24 protein-coding genes are annotated in these 24,415 nt (G+C 64.8%); 8 read left to right on the forward strand and 16 right to left on the reverse strand.

Going from position 1 to position 24,415, the window contains the following annotated elements; all coding sequences use genetic code 11:
* Positions 1–77: 77 nt before the first annotated feature.
* The 3 genes from XH90_RS03970 to XH90_RS03980 all read right to left on the reverse strand — a co-directional run bounded on the left by XH90_RS03970 (position 78) and on the right by XH90_RS03980 (position 2,122).
* Positions 78–359 (reverse strand): helix-turn-helix domain-containing protein, encoded by a 282-nt coding sequence (locus XH90_RS03970; RefSeq protein WP_194479308.1) that lies wholly within the window; start codon positions 357–359, stop codon positions 78–80.
* A gap of 55 nt (positions 360–414) precedes the next feature.
* Positions 415–738, reverse strand: coding sequence for a type II toxin-antitoxin system RelE/ParE family toxin (locus tag XH90_RS03975; protein ID WP_194479309.1), 324 nt, complete (start codon positions 736–738; stop codon positions 415–417).
* Positions 739–826: 88 nt separating this feature from the next.
* Positions 827–2,122, reverse strand: coding sequence for an MFS transporter (locus XH90_RS03980; protein ID WP_194479310.1), 1,296 nt, complete (start codon positions 2,120–2,122; stop codon positions 827–829).
* A gap of 88 nt (positions 2,123–2,210) precedes the next feature.
* Between XH90_RS03980 and XH90_RS03985 the strand changes: the two genes are divergently transcribed.
* A complete protein-coding gene (locus XH90_RS03985; protein ID WP_194479311.1) occupies positions 2,211–2,807 on the forward strand; it encodes a TetR/AcrR family transcriptional regulator in 597 nt (198 codons plus the stop codon).
* A gap of 249 nt (positions 2,808–3,056) precedes the next feature.
* On the opposite strand, the gene XH90_RS03990 is transcribed toward XH90_RS03985, so the two are convergent.
* Entirely contained in the window at positions 3,057–4,079 is a 1,023-nt protein-coding gene (locus XH90_RS03990; protein WP_194479312.1) for an LLM class flavin-dependent oxidoreductase, read from the reverse strand.
* Positions 4,080–4,427: 348 nt separating this feature from the next.
* Between XH90_RS03990 and XH90_RS03995 the strand changes: the two genes are divergently transcribed.
* Positions 4,428–4,721, forward strand: a complete 294-nt coding sequence (locus tag XH90_RS03995; RefSeq protein ID WP_194479313.1) for a DUF718 domain-containing protein — start codon at positions 4,428–4,430, stop codon at positions 4,719–4,721.
* A 15-nt stretch (positions 4,722–4,736) separates the two neighbouring features.
* Here the strand turns inward: XH90_RS03995 and XH90_RS04000 are convergent, their stop codons facing one another.
* Positions 4,737–6,758 carry a YgiQ family radical SAM protein gene (locus XH90_RS04000; RefSeq protein WP_194479314.1) on the reverse strand — a complete coding sequence of 674 codons (2,022 nt, stop codon included), beginning with the start codon at positions 6,756–6,758 and terminating at the stop codon, positions 4,737–4,739.
* A gap of 282 nt (positions 6,759–7,040) precedes the next feature.
* Between XH90_RS04000 and XH90_RS04005 the strand changes: the two genes are divergently transcribed.
* The gene (locus XH90_RS04005) at positions 7,041–7,205 is read left to right on the forward strand and encodes a hypothetical protein (RefSeq protein WP_194479315.1); all 165 of its coding nucleotides are present in this window, start codon (positions 7,041–7,043) and stop codon (positions 7,203–7,205) included.
* A 5-nt stretch (positions 7,206–7,210) separates the two neighbouring features.
* On the opposite strand, the gene XH90_RS04010 is transcribed toward XH90_RS04005, so the two are convergent.
* On the reverse strand, positions 7,211–7,891 hold the full coding sequence (locus XH90_RS04010) for a GntR family transcriptional regulator (RefSeq protein ID WP_194479316.1): 681 nt from the start codon (positions 7,889–7,891) through the stop codon (positions 7,211–7,213).
* A gap of 8 nt (positions 7,892–7,899) precedes the next feature.
* Positions 7,900–9,312: an FAD-binding oxidoreductase gene (locus tag XH90_RS04015; protein WP_194479317.1), complete on the reverse strand. Its 1,413-nt coding sequence runs from the start codon at positions 9,310–9,312 to the stop codon at positions 7,900–7,902.
* 177 nt (positions 9,313–9,489) lie between these two features.
* Here XH90_RS04015 and XH90_RS04020 point away from each other — a divergent pair, with 177 nt between their 5' ends.
* Positions 9,490–10,374: a dihydrodipicolinate synthase family protein gene (locus XH90_RS04020; protein ID WP_194479318.1), complete on the forward strand. Its 885-nt coding sequence runs from the start codon at positions 9,490–9,492 to the stop codon at positions 10,372–10,374.
* A 7-nt stretch (positions 10,375–10,381) separates the two neighbouring features.
* On the opposite strand, the gene XH90_RS04025 is transcribed toward XH90_RS04020, so the two are convergent.
* From XH90_RS04025 to XH90_RS04035, 3 genes are read right to left on the reverse strand one after another with little or no spacing between them, the layout of a single operon-like run.
* Positions 10,382–11,611 (reverse strand): MFS transporter, encoded by a 1,230-nt coding sequence (locus tag XH90_RS04025; protein WP_194479319.1) that lies wholly within the window; start codon positions 11,609–11,611, stop codon positions 10,382–10,384.
* On the reverse strand, positions 11,608–11,937 hold the full coding sequence (locus XH90_RS04030) for a hypothetical protein (RefSeq protein ID WP_194479320.1): 330 nt from the start codon (positions 11,935–11,937) through the stop codon (positions 11,608–11,610). The genes XH90_RS04025 and XH90_RS04030 overlap by 4 nt, the downstream gene beginning before the upstream one ends.
* Positions 11,938–11,980: 43 nt before the next feature.
* The gene (locus XH90_RS04035; protein ID WP_194479321.1) at positions 11,981–12,433 is read right to left on the reverse strand and encodes a MarR family winged helix-turn-helix transcriptional regulator; all 453 of its coding nucleotides are present in this window, start codon (positions 12,431–12,433) and stop codon (positions 11,981–11,983) included.
* A 450-nt stretch (positions 12,434–12,883) separates the two neighbouring features.
* Here XH90_RS04035 and XH90_RS04040 point away from each other — a divergent pair, with 450 nt between their 5' ends.
* The 4 genes from XH90_RS04040 to XH90_RS04055 all read left to right on the forward strand — a co-directional run bounded on the left by XH90_RS04040 (position 12,884) and on the right by XH90_RS04055 (position 18,910).
* Positions 12,884–15,121, forward strand: coding sequence for a TonB-dependent siderophore receptor (locus XH90_RS04040; protein WP_246755688.1), 2,238 nt, complete (start codon positions 12,884–12,886; stop codon positions 15,119–15,121).
* On the forward strand, positions 15,121–16,296 hold the full coding sequence (locus XH90_RS04045; RefSeq protein WP_194479323.1) for a PepSY domain-containing protein: 1,176 nt from the start codon (positions 15,121–15,123) through the stop codon (positions 16,294–16,296). Before XH90_RS04040 ends, XH90_RS04045 begins: the two co-directional genes overlap by 1 nt.
* A 77-nt stretch (positions 16,297–16,373) precedes the next feature.
* Positions 16,374–17,606: a rhodanese-like domain-containing protein gene (locus tag XH90_RS04050; protein ID WP_194479324.1), complete on the forward strand. Its 1,233-nt coding sequence runs from the start codon at positions 16,374–16,376 to the stop codon at positions 17,604–17,606.
* A gap of 245 nt (positions 17,607–17,851) precedes the next feature.
* Positions 17,852–18,910: a radical SAM protein gene (locus XH90_RS04055; RefSeq protein ID WP_194479325.1), complete on the forward strand. Its 1,059-nt coding sequence runs from the start codon at positions 17,852–17,854 to the stop codon at positions 18,908–18,910.
* Here the strand turns inward: XH90_RS04055 and XH90_RS04060 are convergent.
* Genes XH90_RS04060 through XH90_RS04085 form a run of 6 tightly spaced genes read right to left on the reverse strand, consistent with a single transcriptional unit; the run spans position 18,907 to position 24,410 of the window.
* Entirely contained in the window at positions 18,907–19,785 is an 879-nt protein-coding gene (locus tag XH90_RS04060) for an NAD(P)-dependent oxidoreductase (RefSeq protein ID WP_194479326.1), read from the reverse strand. The two genes, XH90_RS04055 and XH90_RS04060, sit on opposite strands and share 4 nt — an antisense overlap.
* A gap of 9 nt (positions 19,786–19,794) precedes the next feature.
* Entirely contained in the window at positions 19,795–20,706 is a 912-nt protein-coding gene (locus XH90_RS04065; protein ID WP_194479327.1) for a transketolase family protein, read from the reverse strand.
* A complete protein-coding gene (locus XH90_RS04070) occupies positions 20,703–21,518 on the reverse strand; it encodes a transketolase (RefSeq protein ID WP_194479328.1) in 816 nt (271 codons plus the stop codon). Before XH90_RS04070 ends, XH90_RS04065 begins: the two co-directional genes overlap by 4 nt.
* Positions 21,519–21,533: 15 nt before the next feature.
* Entirely contained in the window at positions 21,534–22,190 is a 657-nt protein-coding gene (locus tag XH90_RS04075; protein ID WP_194479329.1) for a class I SAM-dependent methyltransferase, read from the reverse strand.
* 19 nt (positions 22,191–22,209) lie between these two features.
* Positions 22,210–23,484 carry a nucleotide sugar dehydrogenase gene (locus XH90_RS04080; RefSeq protein WP_194479330.1) on the reverse strand — a complete coding sequence of 425 codons (1,275 nt, stop codon included), beginning with the start codon at positions 23,482–23,484 and terminating at the stop codon, positions 22,210–22,212.
* Positions 23,481–24,410 (reverse strand): Gfo/Idh/MocA family protein, encoded by a 930-nt coding sequence (locus XH90_RS04085; RefSeq protein WP_194479331.1) that lies wholly within the window; start codon positions 24,408–24,410, stop codon positions 23,481–23,483. The genes XH90_RS04080 and XH90_RS04085 overlap by 4 nt, the downstream gene beginning before the upstream one ends.
* Between the last annotated feature and the right edge of the window lie 5 nt (positions 24,411–24,415).

Below are 24,415 nucleotides of genomic sequence, written 5' to 3' on the forward strand. Positions count from 1 at the left end.
CGCCATGACAATATTTCAAATTCCTTAACGGAATCAATCGCCAAATCGGCAGCGCTCCCGTCGATCCGGTGGCGGCATCAAGCCGCCGAGAGTCGTACCCGGAACTTGCTGCCGGTTGCCTCGGCATAGCGCAGAAGTGTTTTTGTGCTCGGTAGCGTTTGCCCGCTTTCAAGCCGGGCGATCGTGGACTGGCTGGTGCCCATTCGCACAGCCAACTCGGACTGCGAGAACCCAGCCCGCAAGCGCGCTCTCAGCAATTCAGCGGCGATCTCGAATTCAGGAGCGAGCGCGTCATACTCGGCCTTGACCTTCGGGTTGGCCAGAAGGCGAGCCTTGAGCTTGTCGAATGGAATCGTCATGGGACTTTCTTTTCAATTGCGCAGGACAAGGTCGACAGTTACTCGAACACCATCGTCATGCGATCTCATTTGCTCTCCGTAGAGCGAGTTCGATCTCCGCGCGTGGGGTCTTTTGCGTCTTCTTCACAAACGCGCGCACGACGACAACTCTCCGACCGATCGCGGTGACGTAGAGGGCACGGGCAATTCCGTCGCGCCCTGTTAGCCGTAGCTCCCACAGCTTCCCTTCAAGGTGCTTGACGTGCGGTTCGCCCAGGCTTTCCAAGCCGGTCGAGGCAATGCGCTCAGCAAGCCGCAGAAAACGCGCCTGCATGTCGGCCGGCAGGGCAGCTATCTCCGCGACAACCGTTTCGTTGAGGATGTCAACTCGCCAGGGCACAATACCGTAGATATCTCATTTTTGAGATATTTGCAAGGCGGAGAGTCGCGTGGTGAGACCGGCGCATCCCCGCCGGTCTCACCCTCGTTCACGCCGTCGCGAGCTGCGGCTGCACCGGCCGTCGGCCGATCATCAGCGACAGCACGGCCGCGACGATGCCGGTCGCGCCTGCGATCATGAAGGCTTGCAGATAATTCCCCTGCGACGAGCGCATGAAGCCGGCGAAGAAGGCGGCGCTGGCCGCGCCCAGCTGATGGCCGGCGACCACCCAGCCGAAGATCAGCGGCGCGTTCTTGTCGCCGAAGGCTTCGTTGGCGATGCGCACGGTCGGCGGCACCGTCGCGATCCAGTCGAGACCGTAGAACACCGCGAAGACCGACAGGCTGACGAAGGAGAAGTCGGAGTAGGGCAGGTAGATCAGCGACAGCCCGCGCAGCCCGTAATAGAAGAACAGCAACTTGCGCGGATCGAAGCGGTCGGTGAGCCAGCCCGACAGCGTGGTCCCGAACAGGTCGAAGAAGCCCATCAACGCCAGCAGGCTCGCGGCCTGCACCTCGAAGATGCCGTGGTCGCCGCAGAATGCGATCAGATGGGTGCCGACGAGGCCATTGGTGGTGAAGCCGCAGATGAAGAAGGTCGCGAACAGGAACCAGAATGTCTGTGTCTTCGCCGCGCGCACTAAATTGCTGATCGCGGCAACGAACGGATTGCCCTGCGCCGGCACCGCCGGCTGATCGTCATGTGTGCCGCCATAGGAGCGCAGGCCGATCGCTGAGGGACGCTCCGGCACCAGAAAATACACCAGCGGGATCAGCGCCGCGCAGCAGGCGGCGACCGTCAGCACCACCGGCTTCCAGCCGCCATATTCGACCAGCGAGGCAAGCCCAGGCATGAAGATCAGCGTGCCGGTGGCGGTGCTCGCGGTCAAAAGTCCCATGACGAGGCCGCGATTGGTGGTGAACCAGCGATTGACGATGGTGGCTCCGAGCACGTTGGCGACCGCACCGGAGCCGATGCCCGAGAGCAGTCCCCAGGTCAGGAACAATTGCCACGGCGTCGTCATGAAATAGCTCGCCGCCGTCGAGGCCGACATCAGCATCAGCGCGCCGAGCACGGTGCGACGGATGCCGAATCGCTGCATCACCGCCGCCGCAAAGGGTCCGGCGAGGCCGTAGAGGAAGATGCCGACGGCGGCCGACGACGAGATCACGCTGACGTCCCAACCGAAGGCCTTCTGCAGCGGCAGCATCAGCACGCCGGGCGTCGCGCGCAGGCCGGCGGAGGCCAGCAGCGCCAGGAAGATCACGGCAATGACCACGAAGGCGTAGTTCGGGCCGAACGGCCGCCGCGAGACGGGGGAGGATTGAATCGAAGTTTGGGGCATGTTACTTACCGGTACGTATTGCGATGCGATACCAATACGTACCGGTCAGTAACATTGTCAAGCCGTGTCTGAGATCGGACCAAGCCAGATGACGAAAAAAGCCGAAAAGCCAGCAGCCGCTCCACTCCGGGCGGCCGACCGGATCAGGGCCTCCGCCAGCGAGCTGTTCTACCGCGAGGGCATCCGCGCCGTCGGCGTCGACGAAGTGGTGGACCGTGCCGGCGTGACAAAGCCCAGCCTCTATCGCAGCTTCGCCTCCAAGGACGATCTCGCCGCGGCCTATCTGCGCGACTACGACCTGAACTTCTGGGACAATTTCGAGCGTCCCGGCGGCAAGACCTACGGCAATGCGCGCGATCACGTGCTCGCCTATATCGGCCAACTCGCGCCGCGCGCCGTCGCCAGGGGCTATCGCGGTTGCGGCCTCAGCAACGCCGCGGTGGAATATCCCTCCCGCGACAATCCCGCGCGCCAGGTCGCCGAAGCGCACAAGAAGGTCTTCCGCAAGCGCCTGCGCGAGCTCGCTGCACAAATGGGCGCGCGCCAGCCCAACGTGCTCGGCGATGCGCTGCTGCTCCTGATCGAGGGCATCTACGTCACCGGCCAGCAATCGGAAGATGGACCGGCGCAGTCCGCGCTGGCGGCGGCGAAGCTGCTGATCGATGCGAGCCTGAAGGCGGGGTGAGGGCTCGCCTATCTCACGTGAGAAAGCCGTGGCGCGAAACTCGCCTGCGGCCATCCTTCGAGACGCCCGCCTTTGGCGGGTCCTCAGGATGAGGCCCGAGTGCGCGGCCGTCGTTTCGACGAGCACCGGAGCCACTCAGCCTCCTCCTGAGGAGACGCGAAGCGGTCTTCTCGAAGGGCGAGGCGTGTGCTCAGGCCGTCCAAAATGTCGAGTGAAATTGCCCTGCCTGGAGGCGCATCGCTGTTTGCCTCACCGCCACCCCAGCGCCGGCGCGACGTGCTTCAGGATCGCCTCGATCGCATGCGCGCAGTAGTCGACGCCGAGCTGGTTCGGGATCGTCAGCAACAGCGTATCCGCTTCCGCGATCGCCTCGTCCTGCTTGAGCTGCTCGATCAGCGCATCCGGCTCTGCAGCATAGGAGCGGCCGAAGATCGCTCGGGTGCGGGGATCGATGAATCCGATCTGGTCCTCGTCGCCGCGTTCCCCGCCGAAATAGGCGCGGTCGCGATCATCCATCAGCGCAAAAATGCTGCGGCTGACCGAGACGCGGGGCTCCCTGACGTGGCCGGCCTCTTTCCACGCCGCGCGATAGGCGCGGATCTGGGCGGCCTGCTGCACATGAAAGGCTTCGCCGGTCTCGTCGTTCTTCAGCGTCGAGCTCTGCAAATTCATGCCGAGCTTGGCGGCCCACACCGCCGTGGCATTCGAGCCGGCGCCCCACCAGATGCGTTCGCGCAAGCCCGCGGCGTGTGGCTCCAGGCGCAACAGCCCCGGCGGGTTCGGAAACATCGGCTGCGGATTGGGCTCGGCAAAGCCTTCGCCGCGCAGCAAATCAAGCAAGACTTCCGCGTGGCGCCGGCCCATGTCGGCGTCGCTCTGGCCTTCGGCCGGCCGGTAACCGAAATAGCGCCAGCCGTCGATCACCTGCTCGGGCGAGCCGCGGCTGATGCCGAGTTGCAGCCGTCCGCCGGCGATCAGGTCGGCGGAGCCCGCATCCTCCACCATGTAGAGCGGGTTCTCGTAGCGCATGTCGATCACGGCGGTGCCGATCTCGATCTTGCTGGTCCTCGCGCCGACCGCGGCGAGCAGCGGGAACGGCGAAGCCAGCTGCCGCGCGAAATGATGCACGCGGTAGTAAGCGCCGTCGGCGCCGAGCTGCTCGGCCGCGACCGCAAGCTCGATCGATTGCAGCAGCGTGTCGGCCGCCGAGCGCGTCTGCGATTGCGGCGAGGGTGTCCAGTGCCCGAAGGACAGGAATCCGATTTTCTTCATGGGTTATCTATGGATGGTGGGGAGCGGTTCGTCTGCTGACATTCAGGTGAGACGGACGATGTGGCTGGGAAAGCCCGCGTGCTCCGATGATGTCATCTTGCACCTGTTTTGCCCGACGGGTCAAGCAAATTGCGGTTTTTCGGAAAATCGCGGGTGGGTGACCGGCTCGAGCGCGATGACGATTCATCCCTGGCCTCGCTGCGCTTCAAGCCCTTGATTTCGCTATTGCCGGCTACTGTGCATGGGGTTGTTTTCGACTTTTTGCCTGAGGGGTGCAAAAATATCAGGGCCGAACGGGACCCGGTCCGACGTTCGCCTTTTCATCAGTCCATTTTCAGGAGGCGCCCCATGCAGGTTTACAATGTGGTGAAGTTCAAGGTGAAGTCCGGTGAGGAAGCTGCCTTCCTCGACGCGCACCGGGGCGGCAAGGCGAAATGGCCGGGCCTCGAGCATGGCGTCATCATCAAGACCGGCGAGCAGACCTTCTGCCTGATCGGCACATGGGCCAGCCAGGATGCGATGGTCGCGGCACGACCCGCGATGATCAAGACCCTCGACGGTTTCAGGTCGACGCTGGAGGACCAGGGCCAGGGGCGCGGCGTCACGGATGCCGTGTCAGGGGCGGTCGTGCTCGCGTTGTAGCAGACAAGCCGCCAGCTACTTCATCACCCGCAGACCCTTGGTCGTGAACTTCTGCGTCTTGCCGCCGGGGCGAACGGGGCGCCTGGTGCCGGCGGCCTTGCCGGTGCCGGGCGGCTGGTGCGCTGGGACCAACTGGTGCGGCTGCGAGCCGATCAGGTCGCGGCGGCCCATCTCGATCAGGGCCTCGCGCAGAACAGGCCAATTATCAGGGTCGTGGTAGCGCAGGAACGCCTTGTGCAGGCGGCGCTGGCGCAGGCCCTTGATCGCCTCGACCCTGTCGCTGCCGCCGTGACGCACGCCGCGCAAGGGATTGACGCCGGTGTGGTACATCGCGGTCGCCGTCGCCATCGGCGAGGGCAGGAAGGTCTGCACTTGATCCGCGCGATAGCGGTTCTTCTTCAGCCACAGCGCGAGGTTCATCATGTCCTCGTCGGTCGTGCCCGGATGCGCCGCGATGAAGTACGGGATCAGGTAATATTTCTTGCCGGCGCGCTCTGCCGCCTCGTCGAACATCCGCTTGAACTTGTTGTAGGCGCCGATGCCCGGCTTCATCATCTTGTCGAGCGGGCCGCGCTCGGTATGCTCGGGCGCGATCTTGAGGTAGCCGCCGACGTGATGGGTGACGAGCTCCTTGATGTATTCGGGGCTCTCGACCGCGAGGTCGTAGCGCACGCCCGAGGCGACCATCACCTTCTTGATGCCCTTGGTCTCGCGCACCTTGCGATAGAGCCGGATGAGGTCGTCATGCGAGGTGTTCAGGTTCGGGCAGATTTCGGGGAAGACGCAGGACGGCCGCCGGCATGCCGCCTCGACCTTCGGGTCCTTGCATGCCATCCGGTACATGTTGGCGGTGGGGCCGCCGATGTCGGAGATCACGCCGGTGAAGCCCGGCGTCTTGTCGCGGATCTTTTCGATCTCGCGCAGGATCGAGCCTTCCGAGCGGTTCTGGATGATGCGCCCCTCGTGCTCGGTGATCGAGCAGAAGGTGCAGCCGCCGAAGCAGCCGCGCATGATCGTCACCGAGAACTTGATCATGTCCCAGGCGGGGATTCTTGCCTCGCCATAGGACGGATGCGGCGCGCGCGCATAAGGCAGGTCGTAGACCGCGTCCATCTCCTCGCTGGTGAGCGGGATCGGCGGCGGGTTGAGCCAGAGGTCGCGGTCGCCATGGCGCTGCACCAGCGGGCGCGCATTGCCGGGATTGCTCTCACGATGCAGCACGCGTGACGCGCGCGCATAGGCCTCCTTGTCCTGCTCGACCTGCTCCAGCGCCGGCAGGCGGATCACGGTCGCGCCCTTCTGGCGCGTTGCGCCCTCGTCGGCGGAATCGAGATCGTCGGCGTGCAGTTCGGCATACTCATCGGGCACGCGGCGGAACAGCGCGACGCCCCTGATGTCGTCGAGCTCGCGCGGCGCTTCGCCGGCGGCGAGACGATGCGCGACCTCGACGACGGCGCGCTCGGCATTGCCGTAGAGCAGCAGGTCCGCCTTGGCGTCGGCCAGCACCGAGCGACGCACCTTGTCCGACCAGTAGTCGTAATGCGCGATCCGGCGCAGCGAGGCCTCGATGCCGCCGAGCACGATCGGCACATCCTTGAACGCCTCGCGGCAGCGCTGGGCGTAGACGACGGTCGAGCGGTCCGGGCGCTTGCCGCCTTCGCCGCCGGCCGTGTAGGCGTCGTCGCTGCGGATGCGCCGGTCGGCGGTGTAGCGGTTCACCATGGAGTCCATGTTGCCGCCGGTGACGCCGAAGAACACTTTCGGCTTGCCCAGCGCCTTGAACGGCTCGGCAGACTGCCAGTCCGGCTGCGCGATGATGCCGACCCGGAAGCCCTGCGCCTCCAGCAGCCGGCCGATGATGGCCATGCCGAAGCTCGGATGGTCGACATAGGCGTCCCCGGTCACCAGCACGATGTCGCAGGCGTCCCAGCCGAGCGCATCCATCTCGGCGCGGCTCATCGGGAGAAACGGCGCCGGCTTGCGCGGGCGCGCCTGGGCCATCAGGGGCTTTTCGGCGGTGATGATCTGGGTGTCCATGGGGCCAAGGCATAGGACTCCGGCCGCTCGAATTCAACCAACGGGCGCGTGAAAGATCGATGTTCCGTAGTCGTTCGGGCACATCTGGGTCCGCAAACGCCTACCGAACCTCGGCCCCCTGCTTGCCGGCTTTCTCCGTCGGAGGGTGCCGCTGTGCAATTCCAGGAACCATCCGCAACGGCGCACATTCTGACCTCAGGGATCGTGGCGGACCCGGCTTGCGCGCGCCGGTGCCCAGGATCCGGATGGCCTCGATATTCGCCTCGGGCGATTGGGGGAGCGGTGAGTACAGTCATTGAGAATCTGCTGCTGCGAAAGCAGAAGCTGGTGCAAGAGCTCGAGAGGGCGCAGTCTGTCGAGGACCGCGACAAGATCGAGCACCAGCTCGAGCAGATCAATACCGCGCTGGATTTTCTGGACAGGCCGGGATCGAGAGACGCGCGGTAGAGCCGCTAGTCGACCTTCAGCGTGTCCACCTTCAAGGCCTTGGCATACACAACGCCCGAATTGGTGATGTGTGTGGTCATCGCCGCTTCGAATGCCGCAAACTCGCCGCGCGCAAACAAATCGAGCAGCTTGCGATGCTCGTCGAACGACGAACGGGTACGCACGTCGATCGGGGAGGTCAGATTGGTACGCAGTGCCGCCACGCGCCCCGAGACGAGCTGGTAGGATTCGGCGAGATAGCGATTGCCGCAATGCGCGAACAGGCCCTCGTGAAAGGCTGCGTCGGCACGGCCGTAGGCGATGTTGTCCTTGGCCTCGACCGCCGGCTCCATCGCCGCGATTGCTCCGCTCAGCGTCGCGATCGTGCCGTCGCGGTCGTGGCGAAAGGCGAGCTCCGCCGCCTTGGGTTCGAGCGCGATACGAAACGTACACAGCGCGGCGATGTCCTCGGCGCTGGGCGTGAACACGAAACTGCCGACCTGCGGCCGGATCACCACGAGCCCCTGCGCCTGCAACTGGCCCATCGCCTCGCGCACGGGCGTGCGGCTGACGCCGAAGGAATTGGCCACCATCTCCTCGGAGATGGCGGCGCCCAGCGCGAACTCGCCGTCGATGATGGCCTGCCGCAGCCGCAGCATCACCCGCTGCGACAGCGATTTCGGCGCATCGAGCTTCAGCGATCGCATGGATGCTCTCAGATCACCTTGCCGGGGTTGAGCAGATGGTCGGGATCGAGCGCGGCCTTCAACGTCCGCATCAAGGCGATCTCAGGCTCGCTGCGGGCATGTCCAAGCCACTTCTTCTTCAGCGTGCCGATGCCGTGCTCGGCCGAGACGCTGCCGCCAAGCTCGCGCACGAGGCCATAGATGATCGCGTCCATCTCCTCCTTGGGCTGCTGCTCGACCGGAAGGCCCGTGACCCAGGAGACGAGGTGCAGATTGCCGTCGCCGATATGGCCGTAGTAGACGCTCTCGCAGCCCTTGATGCCATCAGCGAGCGCCGCCTTGCAGCGCGTGGCGAACTCGTCCATCCGCGCCACTGCAAGGCCGATGTCATAGGAAATGTGCGGTCCCAACACCTGGCCGAACTCGGCGCAGATGTCACGCACGCGCCAGAACGCCTGCGCCTGCGCCAGCGATTGCGCCACCGCGGCGTCAGCGAGCAGCCCGCGCTCCATCAGCTCTTCGAGCCAGGCCTGGAAACGCGGCGCATCGACGCTCTCGTCGGTGCCCTGTGCCTCGACCAGCACGTAGAGACCCTGGCCGGCGGCGACCGGCGGCTTCACGCCGGCGCGCGCGGTGATCACGTCCCAATAGTCCGGCCACATCACCTCGAACGCCGACAGCAGCGGACCCAGCCCGCTGCGGGCGGCATCGAGCAGGTCGATCACCGCCGCATAATCCTTCAGCGCGCAGAGCGCGGCCATGGTCGAGCGCGGCTTCGGAAACAGTTTTAGCACCACGCGGGTGATGATACCGAGCGTGCCTTCCGAACCGATGAAGAGATGCTTCAGATCGTAGCCGGCGTTGTTCTTCATCAGCTTGTTGAGGGTGGTGATGATGGTGCCGTCAGGCAGTACGACTTCGAGGCCGAGCACCAGCTCGCGCGTCATGCCGTAGCGGATCACGCGGTTGCCGCCGGCATTGGTGGAGAGATTGCCGCCGATCGCGCAGGAGCCGCGCGAGCCGAGATCGAGCGGAAAGAAGAAGCCGGCTTCGTCCGCGGCCTTCTGAATCGTCTCCAGCGGCGTACCGGCTTTGACCGTCATCGTCATCGAGGCGCGATCGATCTCCTCGATGCCGGTCATGCGCTCCAGCGAGATCGCGACCCAGCCCGCCTCGGGCGCGGCGCCGCGGCAAAGCCCGGTCAGGCCGCCCTGCGGCACGAAGGGCAGGCGCGCCCCCCGGCAGGTCAGGATCGCATCGGCAACGCCCTGCGCGTCGAGCGGTCGGATCACCGCGAGCGGCGTCTGCGGCAGGCTCGCACTCCAGTCGTTGCAATTGCGTGCGGGCACGTCGTCGCCGGTCAGCACGGCCGCAGTGCCGAGCTTGTCCCGCAAGGCGACGAGCAATGGTTCCGGATGCCCGACGGGGGTCACCATGTTCATGCAAGACCTCCTCGAAATTCGGCTGCGCTCCATGCGCGCAATGACGGCGGAAAGGATTTGCGTCAATCTTGTATGTAAGGTACAAGATGAAAAGTAAAGCAAAAAACAAGGCTCGATAGGCTGTCTCGGTTCGCTGGAGACCGGGGCTTATTCGTGAGCCGCAACATGGGTGGTGCTATGACGGAGGCGATTCGCGGGTTCTGGGTGGCGTCGGCGACGCCGCTGGCGACGGATGGCAGCGTGGACGCCGCCAAGCTGGCTGGTCACGCGAAACACCTCTTCGGCAAGGGCGTCGATGGCGTCGTGCTGTTCGGCACCACCGGCGAGGGGACCTCCTTCAATGTCGCCGAACGCGTCGCGACCACCGAAGCCGTGCTCAAGGCCGGCGTGCCGGCGGAGCGCATCGGCATTGGCGGCGGTTTCCCTGCTGTCAGCGACAGCATCGCGCTGACGCGCGCCGTGCTCGGCCTAGGTCTGCGCCACGTGCTGGCTCTGCCGCCCTACTTCGATCGCGGCGTCACGCCTGAAGGCATCGAGGATGCATTCGCGGCGATCATCGACGGTGTCGCCGACGATCGTCTGCGCGCCTATCTCTATCATATCCCGCAAGTCTCGGGCGTCGCGATCCCGACGGCGGTCGCCGCGAACTTGCGCAAGCGATACGGCAAGGTGGTCGCGGGCCTGAAGGACTCCAGCGGCGACTTCAAGCAATTCCAGGCGTTCCGCGCGGCGGCTCCCGAACTCGCGATCACCGTCGGCAACGAAACCGACATTGCGCGCGCGATCGCCGGCGGCGGTGCCGGCACCATCTGCGGCATGGCCAACATCACGCCGGAACTGGTCAAGGCGATGATCGACGGCAAGGATGTCGAAGCACGCATGCAGGCTGCGGTCGACATCGTGGTGAAGTCACCGTCCTTCCTCGCGACGCTCAAGGCCATTCTCGCCGCGCAGACCGGCGACGCCGGCTGGTTACGCGTACGGCCGCCGCTGCGCGCGTTGGCTGACGGAGCTGCGCTCAAGGCGAAGCTGGACGAACTGACCAGCCCTGCGATCGCCTAGACGCGTTTCATTCGCCGTGAACCTCCGCGCTGCGCGCCGACATGGCGCGGATTGCGACGAGCGCAGCCGCAAAGCCGGCCGCGGCACCCACGCCGAGCGCCCAGCGCGGGCCCAGATTGTCCGCCACCCATCCGACGATCGGTGCGCCGATCGGCGTCCCGCCCAGGGCGACGCCGAGTCGCAATGCCATCACGCGTCCTCTCATGCGAGCTTCGGTGGAGAGTTGCATCATGGCGTTGGAGGTGTTGGTGACCGTTAGCGCGGCGACGCCGATCAGGACCAAGGTGCCTGCAAACAGCCAATAGCTGGGCGCGAGCGCGGCCAGTGTGCATCCGGCGCCAAAGGTTGCGGCTCCCATCAACAACGAGATGAACCGCGGCTGGGCGCGCCCTGCGGCCAACAGCGCGCCCGAGATCGTCCCGACCGCCATCGTCGAGGACAAGAGGCCGAAGCCGCGCGCGTCGGTGTGGAAGACGCTGACTGCCATGGTCGAGATGAAGATCGGAAAATTCAGCCCGAACGTGCCGATCAGGAACAGCATGATCATGATTGCCCTGAGATCGCTGCGCGACCAGACGTAACGAAAGCCCTCGGTCATGCCGCCCGGTGCCCGGTGCGCCCGTGCGTTGGGGCGAAGCTCCGAGGTGCGCAGCAAGGCGAGCGAGCAGAGCACGGCCATGAAGGATGCGGCGTTGAGCAGGAAAGCCCAGCCCGTACCGATCGAGGCGATGACCATCCCTGCGATCGCTGGTCCGACCATCCGCGCGGCATTGAACGACGTTGAGTTCAGCGCGATCGCATTGGAAAGCTCGCCGTCGCCTACGAGTTCGGCCACGAAGGTCTGGCGTACCGGGGCATCGAAGGCTGCAGCGCAGCCGAACAGGAAGGCGAATGCATAGACGTGCCAGAGCTGCACAATTCCGCTGACCGTGAGGAGGCCGAGGACAAGCGCGAGCACGCCCATCGTCGCCTGGGTCGCGACCAGAAGCCGTCGCTGGTTGAAATGATCGGCCGCAAAACCGGTCCATGGCATCAGCAGGAGCTGCGGCCCGAACTGGAGCGCCATCACGATGCCCACGGCTGAAGCGTTGTGCCGGGTCAGCTCGGTGAGAACGAGCCAGTCCTGCGCGGCACGCTGCATCCAAGTCCCGGTGTTGGACACCAGCGCGCCCGCAGCCCAGACACGGTAATTGTAGTTCCGCAGTGAGCGAAATGTGCCGGGTGTCGCCACGCTCACGACCCCGCCGGCGAGTTGCCGCCGTGGAATTGGCCGAATCGCCGCGCGAGAAAGAGGCTCAAGAGCATCGCGCCGAGCCCGAACGCAACGACATCCTCGGTGTTCAGCAAGGCGAACTCTCCGACACGGCAGACGAGGAGATAGGCAACGATCACGTTGAGGGAGCCCCACAGCACGTTGATCGTCGACGAGGACAACCCTTCTCCCCGCGGCGTTGCGAACGGGGTCTGGAACGGCTCCCCGCGCTGGCCGCTCACGAGATGTGGAATGGCGTTCGCAAGAAATGCGCCGCCCCAAAAATAGGAAACGAGATGAAGCGAGTGCATGCCTGCGCGCTCCGTGTTGCCAGTGGATCGACGATCGCCCGCGTCAGTCGTCGACGAGCCGCTTGAGCAGCGAGACGGCGGCGGTCAATTCGTCCTGTTCCCGTGGTGACAGCCGCGCCGAAATGGTGCGGGAGAGCCAGTCCTGACGGGCGGCGCGACCCACGCGAATCCGCTCACGGCACGCTTTGGTCAGCGAGAGAATGGTCTGGCGACCGTCCTCCGGATCGGGGGCGCCACTGACCAGGCCCGCAGTCAGAAGCGCGGCCACCGCGCTGCTCATCGATTGCGGACGCATCTTTTCGGATCGCGCCAGGCTCGACACCGTGGCTGGGCCACCCTTTTCCAGCCGCAGCAAGATCGACACCTGGGATGGCGTCAAATCCGAAGGGCCGGCCTGCTCGCGCAACCGGCGCTTGAGTTTGCCGACCAGCGAACGGAGCTCTTCCGCGAGCGTGCCAGCGCGCGTGGACGGGCGATGGTCCGACGAATTGATCATGGCGGACCGAATGACATATATGAAGGTAATCTGTAAAGTCTATCTGCGTTGGTGGCCTGAACAAAATGACGTGAGCGCCGCGGCGGTGAAGGTATGGAGCTCGCGCGCGGCGGAGCCGTCGTGCGGCATGGCGTCGCGCCGATGCCGTATGGTCAGCATCGACAATGAGCAGATGCGCTTATTGTCGGGCGTGTTCCGACGACGACGTTGCTGTTCCTGTTCACGAAAGCGTCGCAACTCGATCGCGCCTGCTCTTAGAACGATTCAACACTAGAGCTATTCAAGTCCACACACGGTTCTCTTTACTCGCAGCCGCTGGTAGATGCGCCAACGTCGATACTGTGACTTGGAAGTGAATCGAAAGTGCGTGCCCTTGTGGATGACCCTCGCGCCAGAGGTCATCGAAATCGCGCCGGCAGGAGCCGTGCAAGTCTTCTCATCGGGGCGGCCGTGCTGCTCGCCGAATACCCACTGAGCATCACCGTCGCGCAGGCGCAAACGGCGCTGCCGCCGGTGAATGTGGATGCACCGACCCAGCGGCCGAAACCGTCGCGCGCTTCGCGGCAGTCTCAACGAAGGACACAGGCGGTTCTGCGCCGTGGCCCAACGGCTGTTCCACCCGCAGCCCCGACACTGTCCGAACGGGCTGCGGCAGACGCGGTGGCACAACAGGCAGCAAGGCTCGGCTATCGCGCGATGCCGAGCGCGTCCACGCTGCGTTCGGGCGCATCGCCGCTCGATACCTCGCAATCCGTCAACGTCGTGCCGGCGCAGGTCCTCAAGGACCAGTTGCCGCGCAACATCGACGATGCACTGGTCAACATCAGCGGCATCACCCAAACCAATACGCTCGCAGGCACTCAGGACGCGGTGATCCGCCGCGGCTTCGGCGACAACCGCGACGGCTCGATCATGCGCAACGGCATGCCTTTGGTGCAAGGGCGCAGCCTGAACGCCGCGGTCGACAGCGTGGAGGTGCTGAAAGGGCCGGCTTCGCTGCTCTACGGCATCATGGACCCCGGCGGCATCGTCAACACCATCAGCAAGCGTCCCGAGCTTTACCAGCATGGCTCGGTCACGCTGCTCGGCTCGAGCTACGCGAATAACCGTAACGGCGCCGACGGCACACTTGACGTCACCGGTCCGATCGGCGGCGGCGGTCTCGCCTATCGCTTCATCGGCTACGGCGTAAGCGAGGATTATTGGCGCGATTTCGGCCGCCATCGCGAAATGCTGGTGAACCCGTCGTTCGCCTGGTACGGCGAGACCACAACGGTCCAGCTCACCTATGAGCACCGCGAGTTCATCTATCCGTTCGACCGCGGCACGGCCTTCGTGAACGGCGCGCCGTTGGCGATCCCGAAGACACGGCGGCTCGACGAGCCCTTCAACAATATGTGGGGCACGTCCGACCTGGTGCAGGGCTCGGTCGAGCAGAAGCTCGATGACACCTGGAAGGTCACGGCGGCCTACAGCTACAACACCGAGACCTATAGCGCCAACCAGCTCCGGATCACCGGCGTCAATGCCGCGACCGGTGTCGAGACCCGCAGCAACGACGGCACCCACAATTCGCTGAGCAACGTCAGCTACGGCACTTCCTATATGCAGGGCGACGTCTGGACCGGCGGCTTCCGCAACGAGATCCTGTTCGGCGGCGAGGCGATGTATCGCACGATCGATCGCCGCGATCTCATCCGCCAGGCGACGGCGAGCTTCAACTTCTACAATCCGGTCTACGGGCTAGTTACGCCGGGCACGACCGTCTCGGCAACCGACAGCGAGCAGACCGACAAGCTCGGCACCCGCGGCTTCTTCGCCCAGGACACGTTCCATTTGACCAGCTGGCTGTCGGCGGTCGGCGGCGTGCGCTGGATGGAATACGAGCAACTCGCCGGAAAGGGCCGGCCTGTCTTCGTCACCAATACCAACTTGTCGGGCGACAAGGTGCTGCCGCTCGGCGGCGTCATCGTCAAGCTGAACGAAGAACTCTCCTATTACGTAAGCTATACGCAGTCGTTGAAGCCGACCTCGACCATCGCGGCATTCACCAGCGGCTTTGTCGTCGACTCCACCATCGCACCCGAGGAGGGAACGCAGTGGGAGACCGGCCTGAAGTTCGACGTCAACAAGCGGCTGTCGGGCACGTTGGCGATCTACGACATCCAGAAGAAGAACGTACTGGTACTGGATGATGTCGGCGGCGGCAAGTCAACGGGGCGGGCCTCGGGCGCGGCGCGATCACGCGGTGTCGAGCTGGACGTCACAGGACGGCTGACTGACGAATGGAGCATGATCGGCAGCTATGGCTATACCGATGCGCGGCTGATCAACGATCCCGCGTACGGCAACGCAAAGCTGCTGAACGCCGCGATGAACACGGCGTCGCTCTACCTCGTCTACGATTTCGGCGAGCGGCTTCCTGGTCGCCTACGGCTCGGCGGCGGCGCACACTATGTCGGCGACCGGCCGGGCGACTCCGCCAACACGTTCTTCCTGCCGGCCTATACTGTCGCGGATATCTTCGCGACCTACGACACCAAGGTCGACAAGGTGCCCGTGACCTATCAGTTCAACGTCAAGAACCTGTTCGACAAGGTCTACTACACGTCCACGACTGGTAACGCCCTGAACGTCGCGATGGGCGATGGTCGGCGTATCTCCTTGTCGGCAACGGTGAAGTTCTAGTGTCCGGGCAAACGATCAAGTCGGCCCTTCTCCAGGTCCATTCCATTGCGGGCCTCGTGCTCGCACTGCTGCTCTGCCTGATCGCGCTGACCGGCGTGATCATGAGCTTTGAGGACGAGATCGTCGACCATCTGAATGCCGCCATCGTGCAGGTCGCGCCACGGACGACGGCGGCGCTCTTGCCGGACGAGCTGGTGTCGCGCCTGAAGGCTGTGCCGCATGCCGGCAAGGTCGCGGCCATCATGCTGTCGAGCGATCCGTCAGCCGCCGTGCACGTGCGCTTCGCGCGTGACGAGCAGGGCGGGCGGCCGTCGTCGGTCTATGTCGACCCCTATGACGGCCACGTGCTTGGTGTCCCGCGCGGCGAGGAGTTTTTTACGACCGTGCGCGGGCTGCATCGCTGGCTGCTCATTCCCGGCGATGCCAAAGGTTGGGGCCGCCAGATCACAGGCGTCGCCGCGCTGGGCCTGATCGTGATGTTCATCTCGGGTCTCGTGCTACGATGGCCGCGCCGGGCGAGCAGCGCGAAGATATGGCTGAAGCCGAATCTCGCGCTCAGCGGCCGTGGCCTGCATCGTTCGTTGCATGCCGTCATCGGCACCTGGGTGTTGCCGATCTATCTGGTCATGACGCTCACCGGGCTCTGGTACTCGTTCGATTGGTACAAGGACGGCGTGGTCTGGTTGCTGGCACGGCCCCACGTTGCGGCCGCGAAGATGCAGCCGAAGCAGCCGCGTCAGTCTGGCCGCGTCGAGCCGGCTCAACCGGTCGGGTTCGATCGCGCGTGGTCGACCCTGTTGCGCGAGGAGAGCGGCGGCTTTGCCAGGGCGCAGCTGATGCTCCCGGCCGGCCTGGGCACTGTGATGCGGATCCGGTCGTGGCCGAAGGATTCCACGCTGGAAAGCGTACGCGACGAATTCCGCATCGATGCCGCGACCGGCCAGGTGATCTCCGCGGAGCGCTATGCCGACAAGACGCTGGGCGAGAAAGTCATTGCGGGCGTGCTCGACATCCATCGCGGCGCGGTTCTGGGCTTTCCCGGCAAACTGGCGTTCATGATTGCTGCGGCGCTGATGCCGCTGTTCGCGATCACCGGGGTGTTCTTGTATCTGTCCCGTCGCAAGCTGCAGCGTCCAGCGCCGCCGACGCTTGGGAGGCTGGTTCCGGGTGAGTGATCCTCAACCGGAGTGGCTAGCCAAGTGCGCCACAATCGTTCAAAAGCCCATGGCCTGTCCTCACCAGGATTGATGCCATGAAGCTTTCGACCGTCACCCCCGCCGATATCCGCCGTGCGCTGCTGCTCGGCGAGGAAATTGCACTGCTCGACCTTCGGCACGAGGCGGCCTTCGCCACCGGCCATCCGCTGTTTGCGGCCAACATGGCCGCGGAGCGGATCGCGATCGAGGCAGCGGTGAGGCTGCCCCGCAGGGACGTGCCGGTCGTGCTCTTTGATGACGGCGAGGGGCTGGTGGGAGTGGGCGCTGAACGCCTGGCAGCGCTCGGCTACGGCAATGTCCGTGCGCTCGACGGCGGGCTGAAGGCCTGGCGCGCGGCCGGTTACGAGGTGTTCGAGGACGTCAATTCCTACTCGAAGGCGTTCGGCGAACTGGTCGAGGCACGTCGCCACACTCCGTCGTTGAGTGCCGACGAAGTGGCAAAGCTGATCGCGGACAAGGCCAACATCGCCATCCTCGATGTCCGCCGCTTCGACGAATACGCGACCATGAACATTCCGGGCTCGGTCAGCGTGCCCGGTGCGGAGCTGGTGCTGCGGGCCGGCCAGGCCGCGCCAGATCCAGACACCACCATCATCGTCAATTGCGCCGGCCGCACCCGCTCGATCATCGGGACCCAGTCGCTGATCAATGCCGGCGTGCCCAACGAGGTGCGGGCGCTCCGCAATGGCACGATCGGCTGGACGCTGGCGCGGCACACGCTCGATCACGGCGCTGACACGCGCGGCGCGATAGGCTCGTTCGAAAACGGTCCGGCCAATGCCCGCGACGTCGCCTATCGCGCCGGCGTCGGCCATATCGGCGCGAACGAGATGGCGGCGCTGGTCGACGAGACCAGCCGCACGCTCTATCGCTTCGACGTACGCGACGCCGAGGAATATACGGCCGGCCATCTCCCGGGCTTCCGCCACTATCCCGGCGGCCAGCTCGTGCAGGAGACCGACATGGCCGCCCCGGTGCGCGGCGCGCGCATTGTCCTGACCGACGACAAGGGCGTGCGCGCCGACATGACGGCGTCCTGGCTCGCGCAGATGGGCTGGGAGGTCTATGTGCTCGAAGGCGGCTATGCCGGCACGCTCGATGTCGGCCCGCCCCTGGTGCTGCCGAAGCCGGACCCCGCGCATCGCTACCGCCGGCCCTATGAAGGAACCGATATCGCCGAGCGTGCGATGCAGGCCTATCTCGACTGGGAATATGGCCTGGTCGACCAACTCCGCCGCGACGGCACACACGGGTTCTATGTGATCTGAAGTGGCGGTGCTGATCCACCGGAGTTGTACGGAGCAGCCGGGCCAGGCCTTGCCACGCCGGACGAATGATGGTCGATTTTAAGTGCGAATCAGTTTTGCGTTCTGCCCAGACATCCCGGGTCCCGGGATCCTCGCCGCGACGGACGCAAATGGCTCACGACGCCGAAACGATCGAACGACCAGCCTCGACACAGGGGGCCGCAAACGCCGCTTTCCTGCGCAACCTGCCGGCGCCGGAGCCGTCAATGGGGTCGGCCGCCTACGCCGCCCAGCGCGAGCGCGCACTCGCCTTCGATCCGCGCCGGCGCGCCAACTACGAGAAATATCTGCGCGCGCGGGCGGATCGCAAGATCGTCGACTATCTGCCGATCAAGCTCGACATCGAGAATGTCAGCCGCTGCAATTTCCGCTGCACCATGTGCCAGGTCAGCGACTGGCACAAAGGCCAGCGTGCCGCCGACATGCCGCTCGAGAGCTTCAAGGCGCTGCTCGACCGGCAATACGGCCTGATCGAGATCAAGCTGCAGGGCATGGGCGAGCCTCTGATGCAGGGCGATGCCTATCTCGCCATGCTGCGCCATGCGCGCGAGCGCGAGATCTGGGTGCGCACCACGACGAATGCGTCGCTGCTGCATTTGCGCGAGAACTATCGCCGGTTGATCGACGCCGATCCGAACGAGGTGCAGATCTCGATCGACGGCGCCGACGAGGCCACGTTCGAGAGCATCCGCCGTGGTTCGGTGTTCTCGCGCGTCATCGCCAATTGCAAGCTGATCAACGCCTATTCCCGCGAGCGCGGCGTCGATCGCACCAAGATGTGGGTGGTGGTGCAGCAGTCGAACCGGCACCAGCTGCCTGATTTCGTCGAGCTTGCGGCCGAGGCCGGCTTCACAAGTCTCGCCTTCTCGCTCGACCTCACCAATTGGGGCCAGGACAAATGGGGTGAGGCGTTGCGCGACATCGTCGCGGAGGATGCCTTGACCGAAGAGCTCTGTAACAGGTTGATGGCGCGCGGCCGCGAACTCGGCGTGCGCGTGGCGTTCTGGAACGTGACCGACAAATATAGCTGGCGCAAGACCGACAAGCTCTGCCCTTGGCCGTTCGAGCGGCTCTATGTCTCCTCCGATATGCGCACCGTTCCATGCTGCACCATCGCCAATCCTGAAGTTGTCGATCTCGGCAACGCCGAGGATCTCGTCGCGATCTGGCATGGCGAGACCTATGAGACCTTCCGCAGGGATCATCGCGAGGGCCGCATTCCCGAAGTCTGCAAGGGATGTTATCGCGAGGACGATCGCGCCTAGCCGGCGATCTCGCGGCCGTAGCGATTGATCATTGCGCCGATCTCCATCGGCTGGTAGCCGTAGCGCGCGATCGCATGCGCGCTCGAGAGCGTGAACGACGTGTTGGTCGGGGTGATCTCTTCGATTTTGGCTGACACCCCCAGCGCCAATGCAAGGCGCTCGATGACTTCGCGTACCGTCAGCGATCCCGCGGCGCCGAGCACCGCTGGGTCGAAGCCACTCCAGGGCTCGCGGGTCAGTGCGGCCTGGACCAGTGCTGCAATGTCGTCGATATGAGCTGCGTTGTTGTAGAGCCGGTCGAGATGGAAGGCGCGTATCGGTTCGCCCGCTCGCAGCCGCGACGCCACGCCAGAGAGCCAGTTCCGATGCGCGCCCGGGCCAACGACTCCCGGCAGGCGCAGTGCCAGCGTGGAAAATTCGGCCGAGAGTTCGGCGAGCCGCTGCTCGACGATGAGCTTCGTTGCGCCATAGGCGTCGGGATCGCGCACCGGTGTGGTTTCGTCGACGACGTCCTGCTCGATCCGACCGTAGTAGGAGAGCGACGAGAAGAAAATGAAGCGATTGGTACCCCAGCGCTGGGCGGCCTCGATCAACGCAAAGCTCGCATCAATGTTGTCTCGAACCAGCGTTGCGACGCCGATGCCCGGGGCCGGCGATGTACCAGCAGTGTGCACGATGGCGTCGAACGGACCGACGAGCCGGCCCGCGTCGATTAGGTCGGTCTGGACTGGTTCCAGGCGCTTGACGTCACGCAAAGGGGCCAAAAAGCCGGTGTCGCGGCGATAAGTGCCGACGACATCGTAGCCGTTGCTCGCGAGCCGGCGCGCCACCGTGCCGCCCGAGAAACCGGAGACGCCGGTCACGAGCACGCGCATCGTCCGCCCTCAGCCGATCTTGGCCAGGATCCGTTCGGGCGACAGGCCGTGTGCCGCGAGCAGATCACTGGTCGAGCCGTAATTGTGGATGAAAGCATCTTGCAACGTGAATGTATCGAGCCGGCAGGTGGCGCGGACGTCCCACGCGATCTGCTTCACCTGGGATGCGAGTCCGCCCTGGGGCGCGTGTTCCTCAATGACAACGACATGGCGGTGCTGCTGCAAGGACGCCGTGACGCCGTCGCGATCGAGCGGTTTGAGTGTATGCGCGGAGACCAGTGAGACCGAGCGTCCCTGCGCCGCCAGCTTGTCGGCGATCTCAACCGCCATTGCCGTGATCACGCCATAGGTGAGGATGCAGACGTCGCTGCCGCGTCGCAGGTAACGCAATTTGCCGAACTGCCAGGGCTCCGCGTTCGCCGTCAGCACGGGCTCGCCGGCCTTGCCGATGCGCAGGTAGACCGGACCGTTCTTCTGCTGCGCACACCAGCGCGTGGCCTCGATGCATTCGAGGGGATCGCAGGGCGCGAGCACCTGCATGTTGGGCAGCGCGGAGGCAATCGCGATGTCCTCCTGGGTGTGATGCGTGCCGCCCAGGGTCGAATAGATCACGCCCGCGCCCATGCCGACCACGGTGACCGGCAGGTTCTGGTAGCAGAGATCGTCACGGATCATCTCGAATGGACGATAGAGGCTGAAGGTCGCAATCGTGTAGGCGAAGGGCTGGCAGCCCTTTAGCGCCAGGCCGGCGGCGATGCCGATCATCGACTGCTCGGCGACGCCGACATTGACGAAGCGTTCAGGGTACTCGCTGGAGAATTTCCCCATGCTGCCGGCCGGCGAGATGTCGGCGACGACGATATAGACGTCGGGATTGGCGGTCGCTTCCGCGTACAGCGTCTCGGAAAAGGTGTTTCTCACGCCTGTGTCTCCAACTCGCGGATCGCCTGGGCATATTCGTCCTTGTTGGGCGCGCGGTAATGCCAGATCGGCGCGTTCTCCATGTAGCTGACGCCCTTGCCCTTGGTCGTGCGCGCCACTACCATCAGCGGCCGGTCGCCCTTGCGCAATGATACGGCCCGGAAGATCGCTGCAGAATCGTGGCCATCTATCTCGGCAGTCTCCCAGCCGAACGCGTCAAACTTCGCAGTCAACGGGTAAAGCGAGGGATGGGTCTCGGAGGTGCGTCCGAGGCTTTGAAAGTCGTTGTTGTCGATGAAGGCGACGATGTTGGTCAGCTTCAGCGAGGACGCCATCAGCACGGCCTCCCAGGTCGATCCCTCCTGGGTCTCGCCGTCGCTGAGCACCGTGTAGATCATCCCGTCGCGACGCTTGCCGCGTTCGGCCAGCGCCATGCCCACCACCATCGACAGCCCGTGGCCGAGCGAACCGGTCGAGGCCTCGATGCCGGGATTGCCGTAATCCGGATGCACACCGAGGCGGCCGTGCGGCGTGCAATAGGCGTCGAGGTCGGCCCGCGAGAGGACGCCGAGCTCCTCCAGCACGACATACTGGATCATGCAGCCATGGCCTTTCGACATCAGGAATGTGTCGGGCGAGGACAGGCCGGGCTTGCGCATCAGCGCGTTGTAGATGGCATCGACGATCTCGGTGCAGGAGAAGGCGCCGCCGATGTGGAGCGCCGAGACGCGCTGCGAAATATCGAGGATGCGCCGGCGGTAGCGCTGGCAGCGCGTCCGCGCCGCTCTTGCATCGAAGCTGGCTTGGGTCATGACAGCGTCCTCGTCCTACTCGATGATCGTCCAGAAATAATCGCCGGTATAGCCGGCTTCATTGAACAGCGCGATCCAGCCTTCGGGATAGTCGTGGAAGCGGGCAGTGAGCACCCACTCCTCGAAGACCGCCTTCTGCTCAGGCGTGCGATAGGAATCGACCTGCACGAACGCACGTCCGCCCGAGACGCGCTGGATTTCCTGCAGCGCCTGGATACATCCGGTGCGGTCGAGATTGTGAATGGTGTTGAGCGAGATCGCACACTTGAAGCTGTTGTCGGGGAACGGCAGTTCCAGCGCGTTGCCGAGATGCAGGCGGCCGATCGTCTCCGCCTCGCAATGCATCAGCGCGTAGCGGGAAATGTCGAGCCCGAACGCTTCCAGCCCCGGACAGGCGATCATGAGATCCTTGACCAGAAAACCCTTGGCGCAGCCGATGTCGAGCACGCGGTCCCCGGGCTTCAGCGAGAAGTGCTCGATGAAATCGCGCGCCACCGGCACCCAGCGGCCGTCATAGCGATAGCCGCCATAGCCATACTCGCGCGGACCGTCGAAATAGGTCTCGCCATATTCACGGGAAATGCGGATGTGCTCCTCGGTCTTGGCGGTGGCGCGCGCGGAGAGATTGCGCTTGCCGCGCGGCAGTTTGGAGAGGAGATTCACTTCAGGCATAGGCATCATCCAGTTCGTGTCACGACGCTCGCGCGCCGAGCGTGCGATAATCAAGCCCGGCCGCGCGCGCGGCCGTGGCATCGAGCACGCGATAGGGATCGAGGACCAGCCGACCACGCATGAGGAGCGCTAGATCGTCGGGCGCGAGGTCACGGAATTCCGGCCAGGGTGTCATGATCGCGAGCGCATCGACGTCGCGCGCCGCTTCGAGCGCGTTCGATGCGGCCGTCAGGTTCGGGTGCCGCGCGGCGGAGGCGGGCACCGCGGGGTCGAACGCGCGCATGGGACACACCGCGAGCTGCGCTATCAGCGCCAGCGCCGCCGAGTTCTTCACCGAATGCGTGTTTTCCTTGTAGGCGAGGCCAAGCACGCCGATCCGGGCCTGCGGCGACGTTGCCAGCAGCGCTTCGTTCAGCTCGCGCAGCGCCCAGTCCTTGCGATGGATGCTGTTGGCGACGATGGCGCGGATCATGCCGGCATCAGTGCCGTGCTGGTCCGACAGCCGCATCACGGTGGCGAGATCGCGCTCGATATTGCCGCCGGCGAGCCCAAGACCCGGCGCGAGATAGGCATAGGGGCCGATGCGCGCGTCGAGCTTCAACGCAGGCCCAATCTCGGACCAGTCCGCGCCGACGCGCTCGCAAAGTTCGGCGAGCGTGTTGGCGGTGGTGACGGACGCCGCCAGCGCGCAGTTGATGGAGATCTTTGCAAGCTCGGCGCTCTCCAGCCGCATCGACAGCAGCGGGCAGCCGAAGGATTCGAGAAAGGTTTGCCAGGCGGGCGGCAATGGGGCGTCCGGATCGAGGCAGCCGAGAATGAAGCGCTCAGGCTTTGTGGCGCGCTCGACCGCGCGGGCGAACACCAGCGTCTCGACCTGGTACAGGATAGTCCGGCCGGGACGCTGTCTTGCCCGTGTAAAACCCGGCGGCACCTGGCTGAGGATGACGATAGTGGCATCGTCGCGCGTATTCGCGAGCACGATGTCGAGCAGAGTGTCGATGCCGCTGAGGTCGCTGACGCCGGAGCCATCGGTGGGCACATCAGGTGCGACATAGACGAGATCGCAGGCGCGCAGCGCTGCCGCATCCGCAGAGAAATTGATGCGGTCACGATGAGCACGCAGGAGATCGTCGAGGCCGGGCTCACGGACCGGCAGGTCGCCGGCGGTGATGCGAGCAATCAGGGATGCATCTGCATCGACGCCGAGCGTCGCAAAACCCTGGGCGGCTGCTGCGATCGCCGAGCAAAGGCCCAGATGGGTCATTCCGGCATAAGCGATGCGGGGACGGGTCATGCAGCGTTCCCCGCCTGAATCTCGCGGCCGAGCCGAGTTAGCGCGCGATGCAGCCAGATGTCATTCGAGAGATCGGTTTCCGTGCGTGCCTCGCAGAGCTGCTTGAAATGCGCATATTCCAGTGCCCAGGTTGGATCGTCCTGCACCAGGATCTGGCTCTCCTCCGGCGGCCGGCCACTCGGCAGCACGCGGGTGCGGTGAATAAAACTGCTCGGACCCCATTTGCACAGCGATTCGATATGCGCGGAGCCATGCTCGGCGAAGACGTCACAGGTGAAATAGTTGCGCCAGGACAGCAGCGTCATTTCGAGCTCGATCTGCGGGCGCCCCTCGGCGGCGATCACCACGTGATCCGGCGCGCGGTTCTCGAACCGTTCAGCCGAGACGATGCGAAAGCCGTCGGCGACGTCGCCGAACCAGAAGCGTACAGTGTCGAGCAGATGCGAGCCGAGATCGCCGAGCACGCCGTCGCCGGTGTCGCGCCAGGCCGAGTTGCGCACCAGGCGCGCGGTGCCGTTGCCGTAGAACATGCGGCAGCGATAGACCGAGCCGAGCCGGCCGGATTGCAGCAGATCGCGCATCCGCACGAAATGCGGCTCGAAGCGGTGATTGTAGGCGGTGACGCACAGCGCACCGGTCCGGCGGGCGAGCGCTTCGAGCGCGCGAAAATCGTCGCCGTTTGCGGCAAACAGCGGCTTCTCCACCAGCACGTGCTTGCCGCGCTCGAGCAGATGGCGCAGCAGCTCGATTTTGGGGGAATCAGGTGTGCAGACGATGGCCGCATCGAAGCGGTCGATGGGGACGTCTTCGAGGCGGCGCCAATTGGCCTCCGGCGCAACCGGATCGACGATCCCGACCGCGTCCTCGCCCGCCACCTTGAAGCGCTTGTGGCCCTGAATCCCGTACCCGACAACGATGACTTTCATCGCGG

The organism is Bradyrhizobium sp. CCBAU 53338, assembly GCF_015291665.1.
Lineage (GTDB): Bacteria > Pseudomonadota > Alphaproteobacteria > Rhizobiales > Xanthobacteraceae > Bradyrhizobium.

Coding starts and splice junctions, on each gene's coding strand:
- XH90_RS03970 (WP_194479308.1), bottom strand. CDS start 359: ATGACGATTCCATTCGACAAGCTCAAGGCTCGCCTTCTGGCCAACCCG.
- XH90_RS03980 (WP_194479310.1), bottom strand. CDS start 2,122: ATGCCCCAAACTTCGATTCAATCCTCCCCCGTCTCGCGGCGGCCGTTC.
- XH90_RS03985 (WP_194479311.1), top strand. CDS start 2,211: ATGACGAAAAAAGCCGAAAAGCCAGCAGCCGCTCCACTCCGGGCGGCC.
- XH90_RS03990 (WP_194479312.1), bottom strand. CDS start 4,079: ATGAAGAAAATCGGATTCCTGTCCTTCGGGCACTGGACACCCTCGCCG.
- XH90_RS03995 (WP_194479313.1), top strand. CDS start 4,428: ATGCAGGTTTACAATGTGGTGAAGTTCAAGGTGAAGTCCGGTGAGGAA.
- XH90_RS04000 (WP_194479314.1), bottom strand. CDS start 6,758: ATGGACACCCAGATCATCACCGCCGAAAAGCCCCTGATGGCCCAGGCG.
- XH90_RS04010 (WP_194479316.1), bottom strand. CDS start 7,891: ATGCGATCGCTGAAGCTCGATGCGCCGAAATCGCTGTCGCAGCGGGTG.
- XH90_RS04015 (WP_194479317.1), bottom strand. CDS start 9,312: ATGAACATGGTGACCCCCGTCGGGCATCCGGAACCATTGCTCGTCGCC.
- XH90_RS04020 (WP_194479318.1), top strand. CDS start 9,490: ATGACGGAGGCGATTCGCGGGTTCTGGGTGGCGTCGGCGACGCCGCTG.
- XH90_RS04030 (WP_194479320.1), bottom strand. CDS start 11,937: ATGCACTCGCTTCATCTCGTTTCCTATTTTTGGGGCGGCGCATTTCTT.
- XH90_RS04035 (WP_194479321.1), bottom strand. CDS start 12,433: ATGATCAATTCGTCGGACCATCGCCCGTCCACGCGCGCTGGCACGCTC.
- XH90_RS04050 (WP_194479324.1), top strand. CDS start 16,374: ATGAAGCTTTCGACCGTCACCCCCGCCGATATCCGCCGTGCGCTGCTG.
- XH90_RS04055 (WP_194479325.1), top strand. CDS start 17,852: ATGGGGTCGGCCGCCTACGCCGCCCAGCGCGAGCGCGCACTCGCCTTC.
- XH90_RS04060 (WP_194479326.1), bottom strand. CDS start 19,785: ATGCGCGTGCTCGTGACCGGCGTCTCCGGTTTCTCGGGCGGCACGGTG.
- XH90_RS04070 (WP_194479328.1), bottom strand. CDS start 21,518: ATGACCCAAGCCAGCTTCGATGCAAGAGCGGCGCGGACGCGCTGCCAG.
- XH90_RS04075 (WP_194479329.1), bottom strand. CDS start 22,190: ATGCCTGAAGTGAATCTCCTCTCCAAACTGCCGCGCGGCAAGCGCAAT.
- XH90_RS04080 (WP_194479330.1), bottom strand. CDS start 23,484: ATGACCCGTCCCCGCATCGCTTATGCCGGAATGACCCATCTGGGCCTT.
- XH90_RS04085 (WP_194479331.1), bottom strand. CDS start 24,410: ATGAAAGTCATCGTTGTCGGGTACGGGATTCAGGGCCACAAGCGCTTC.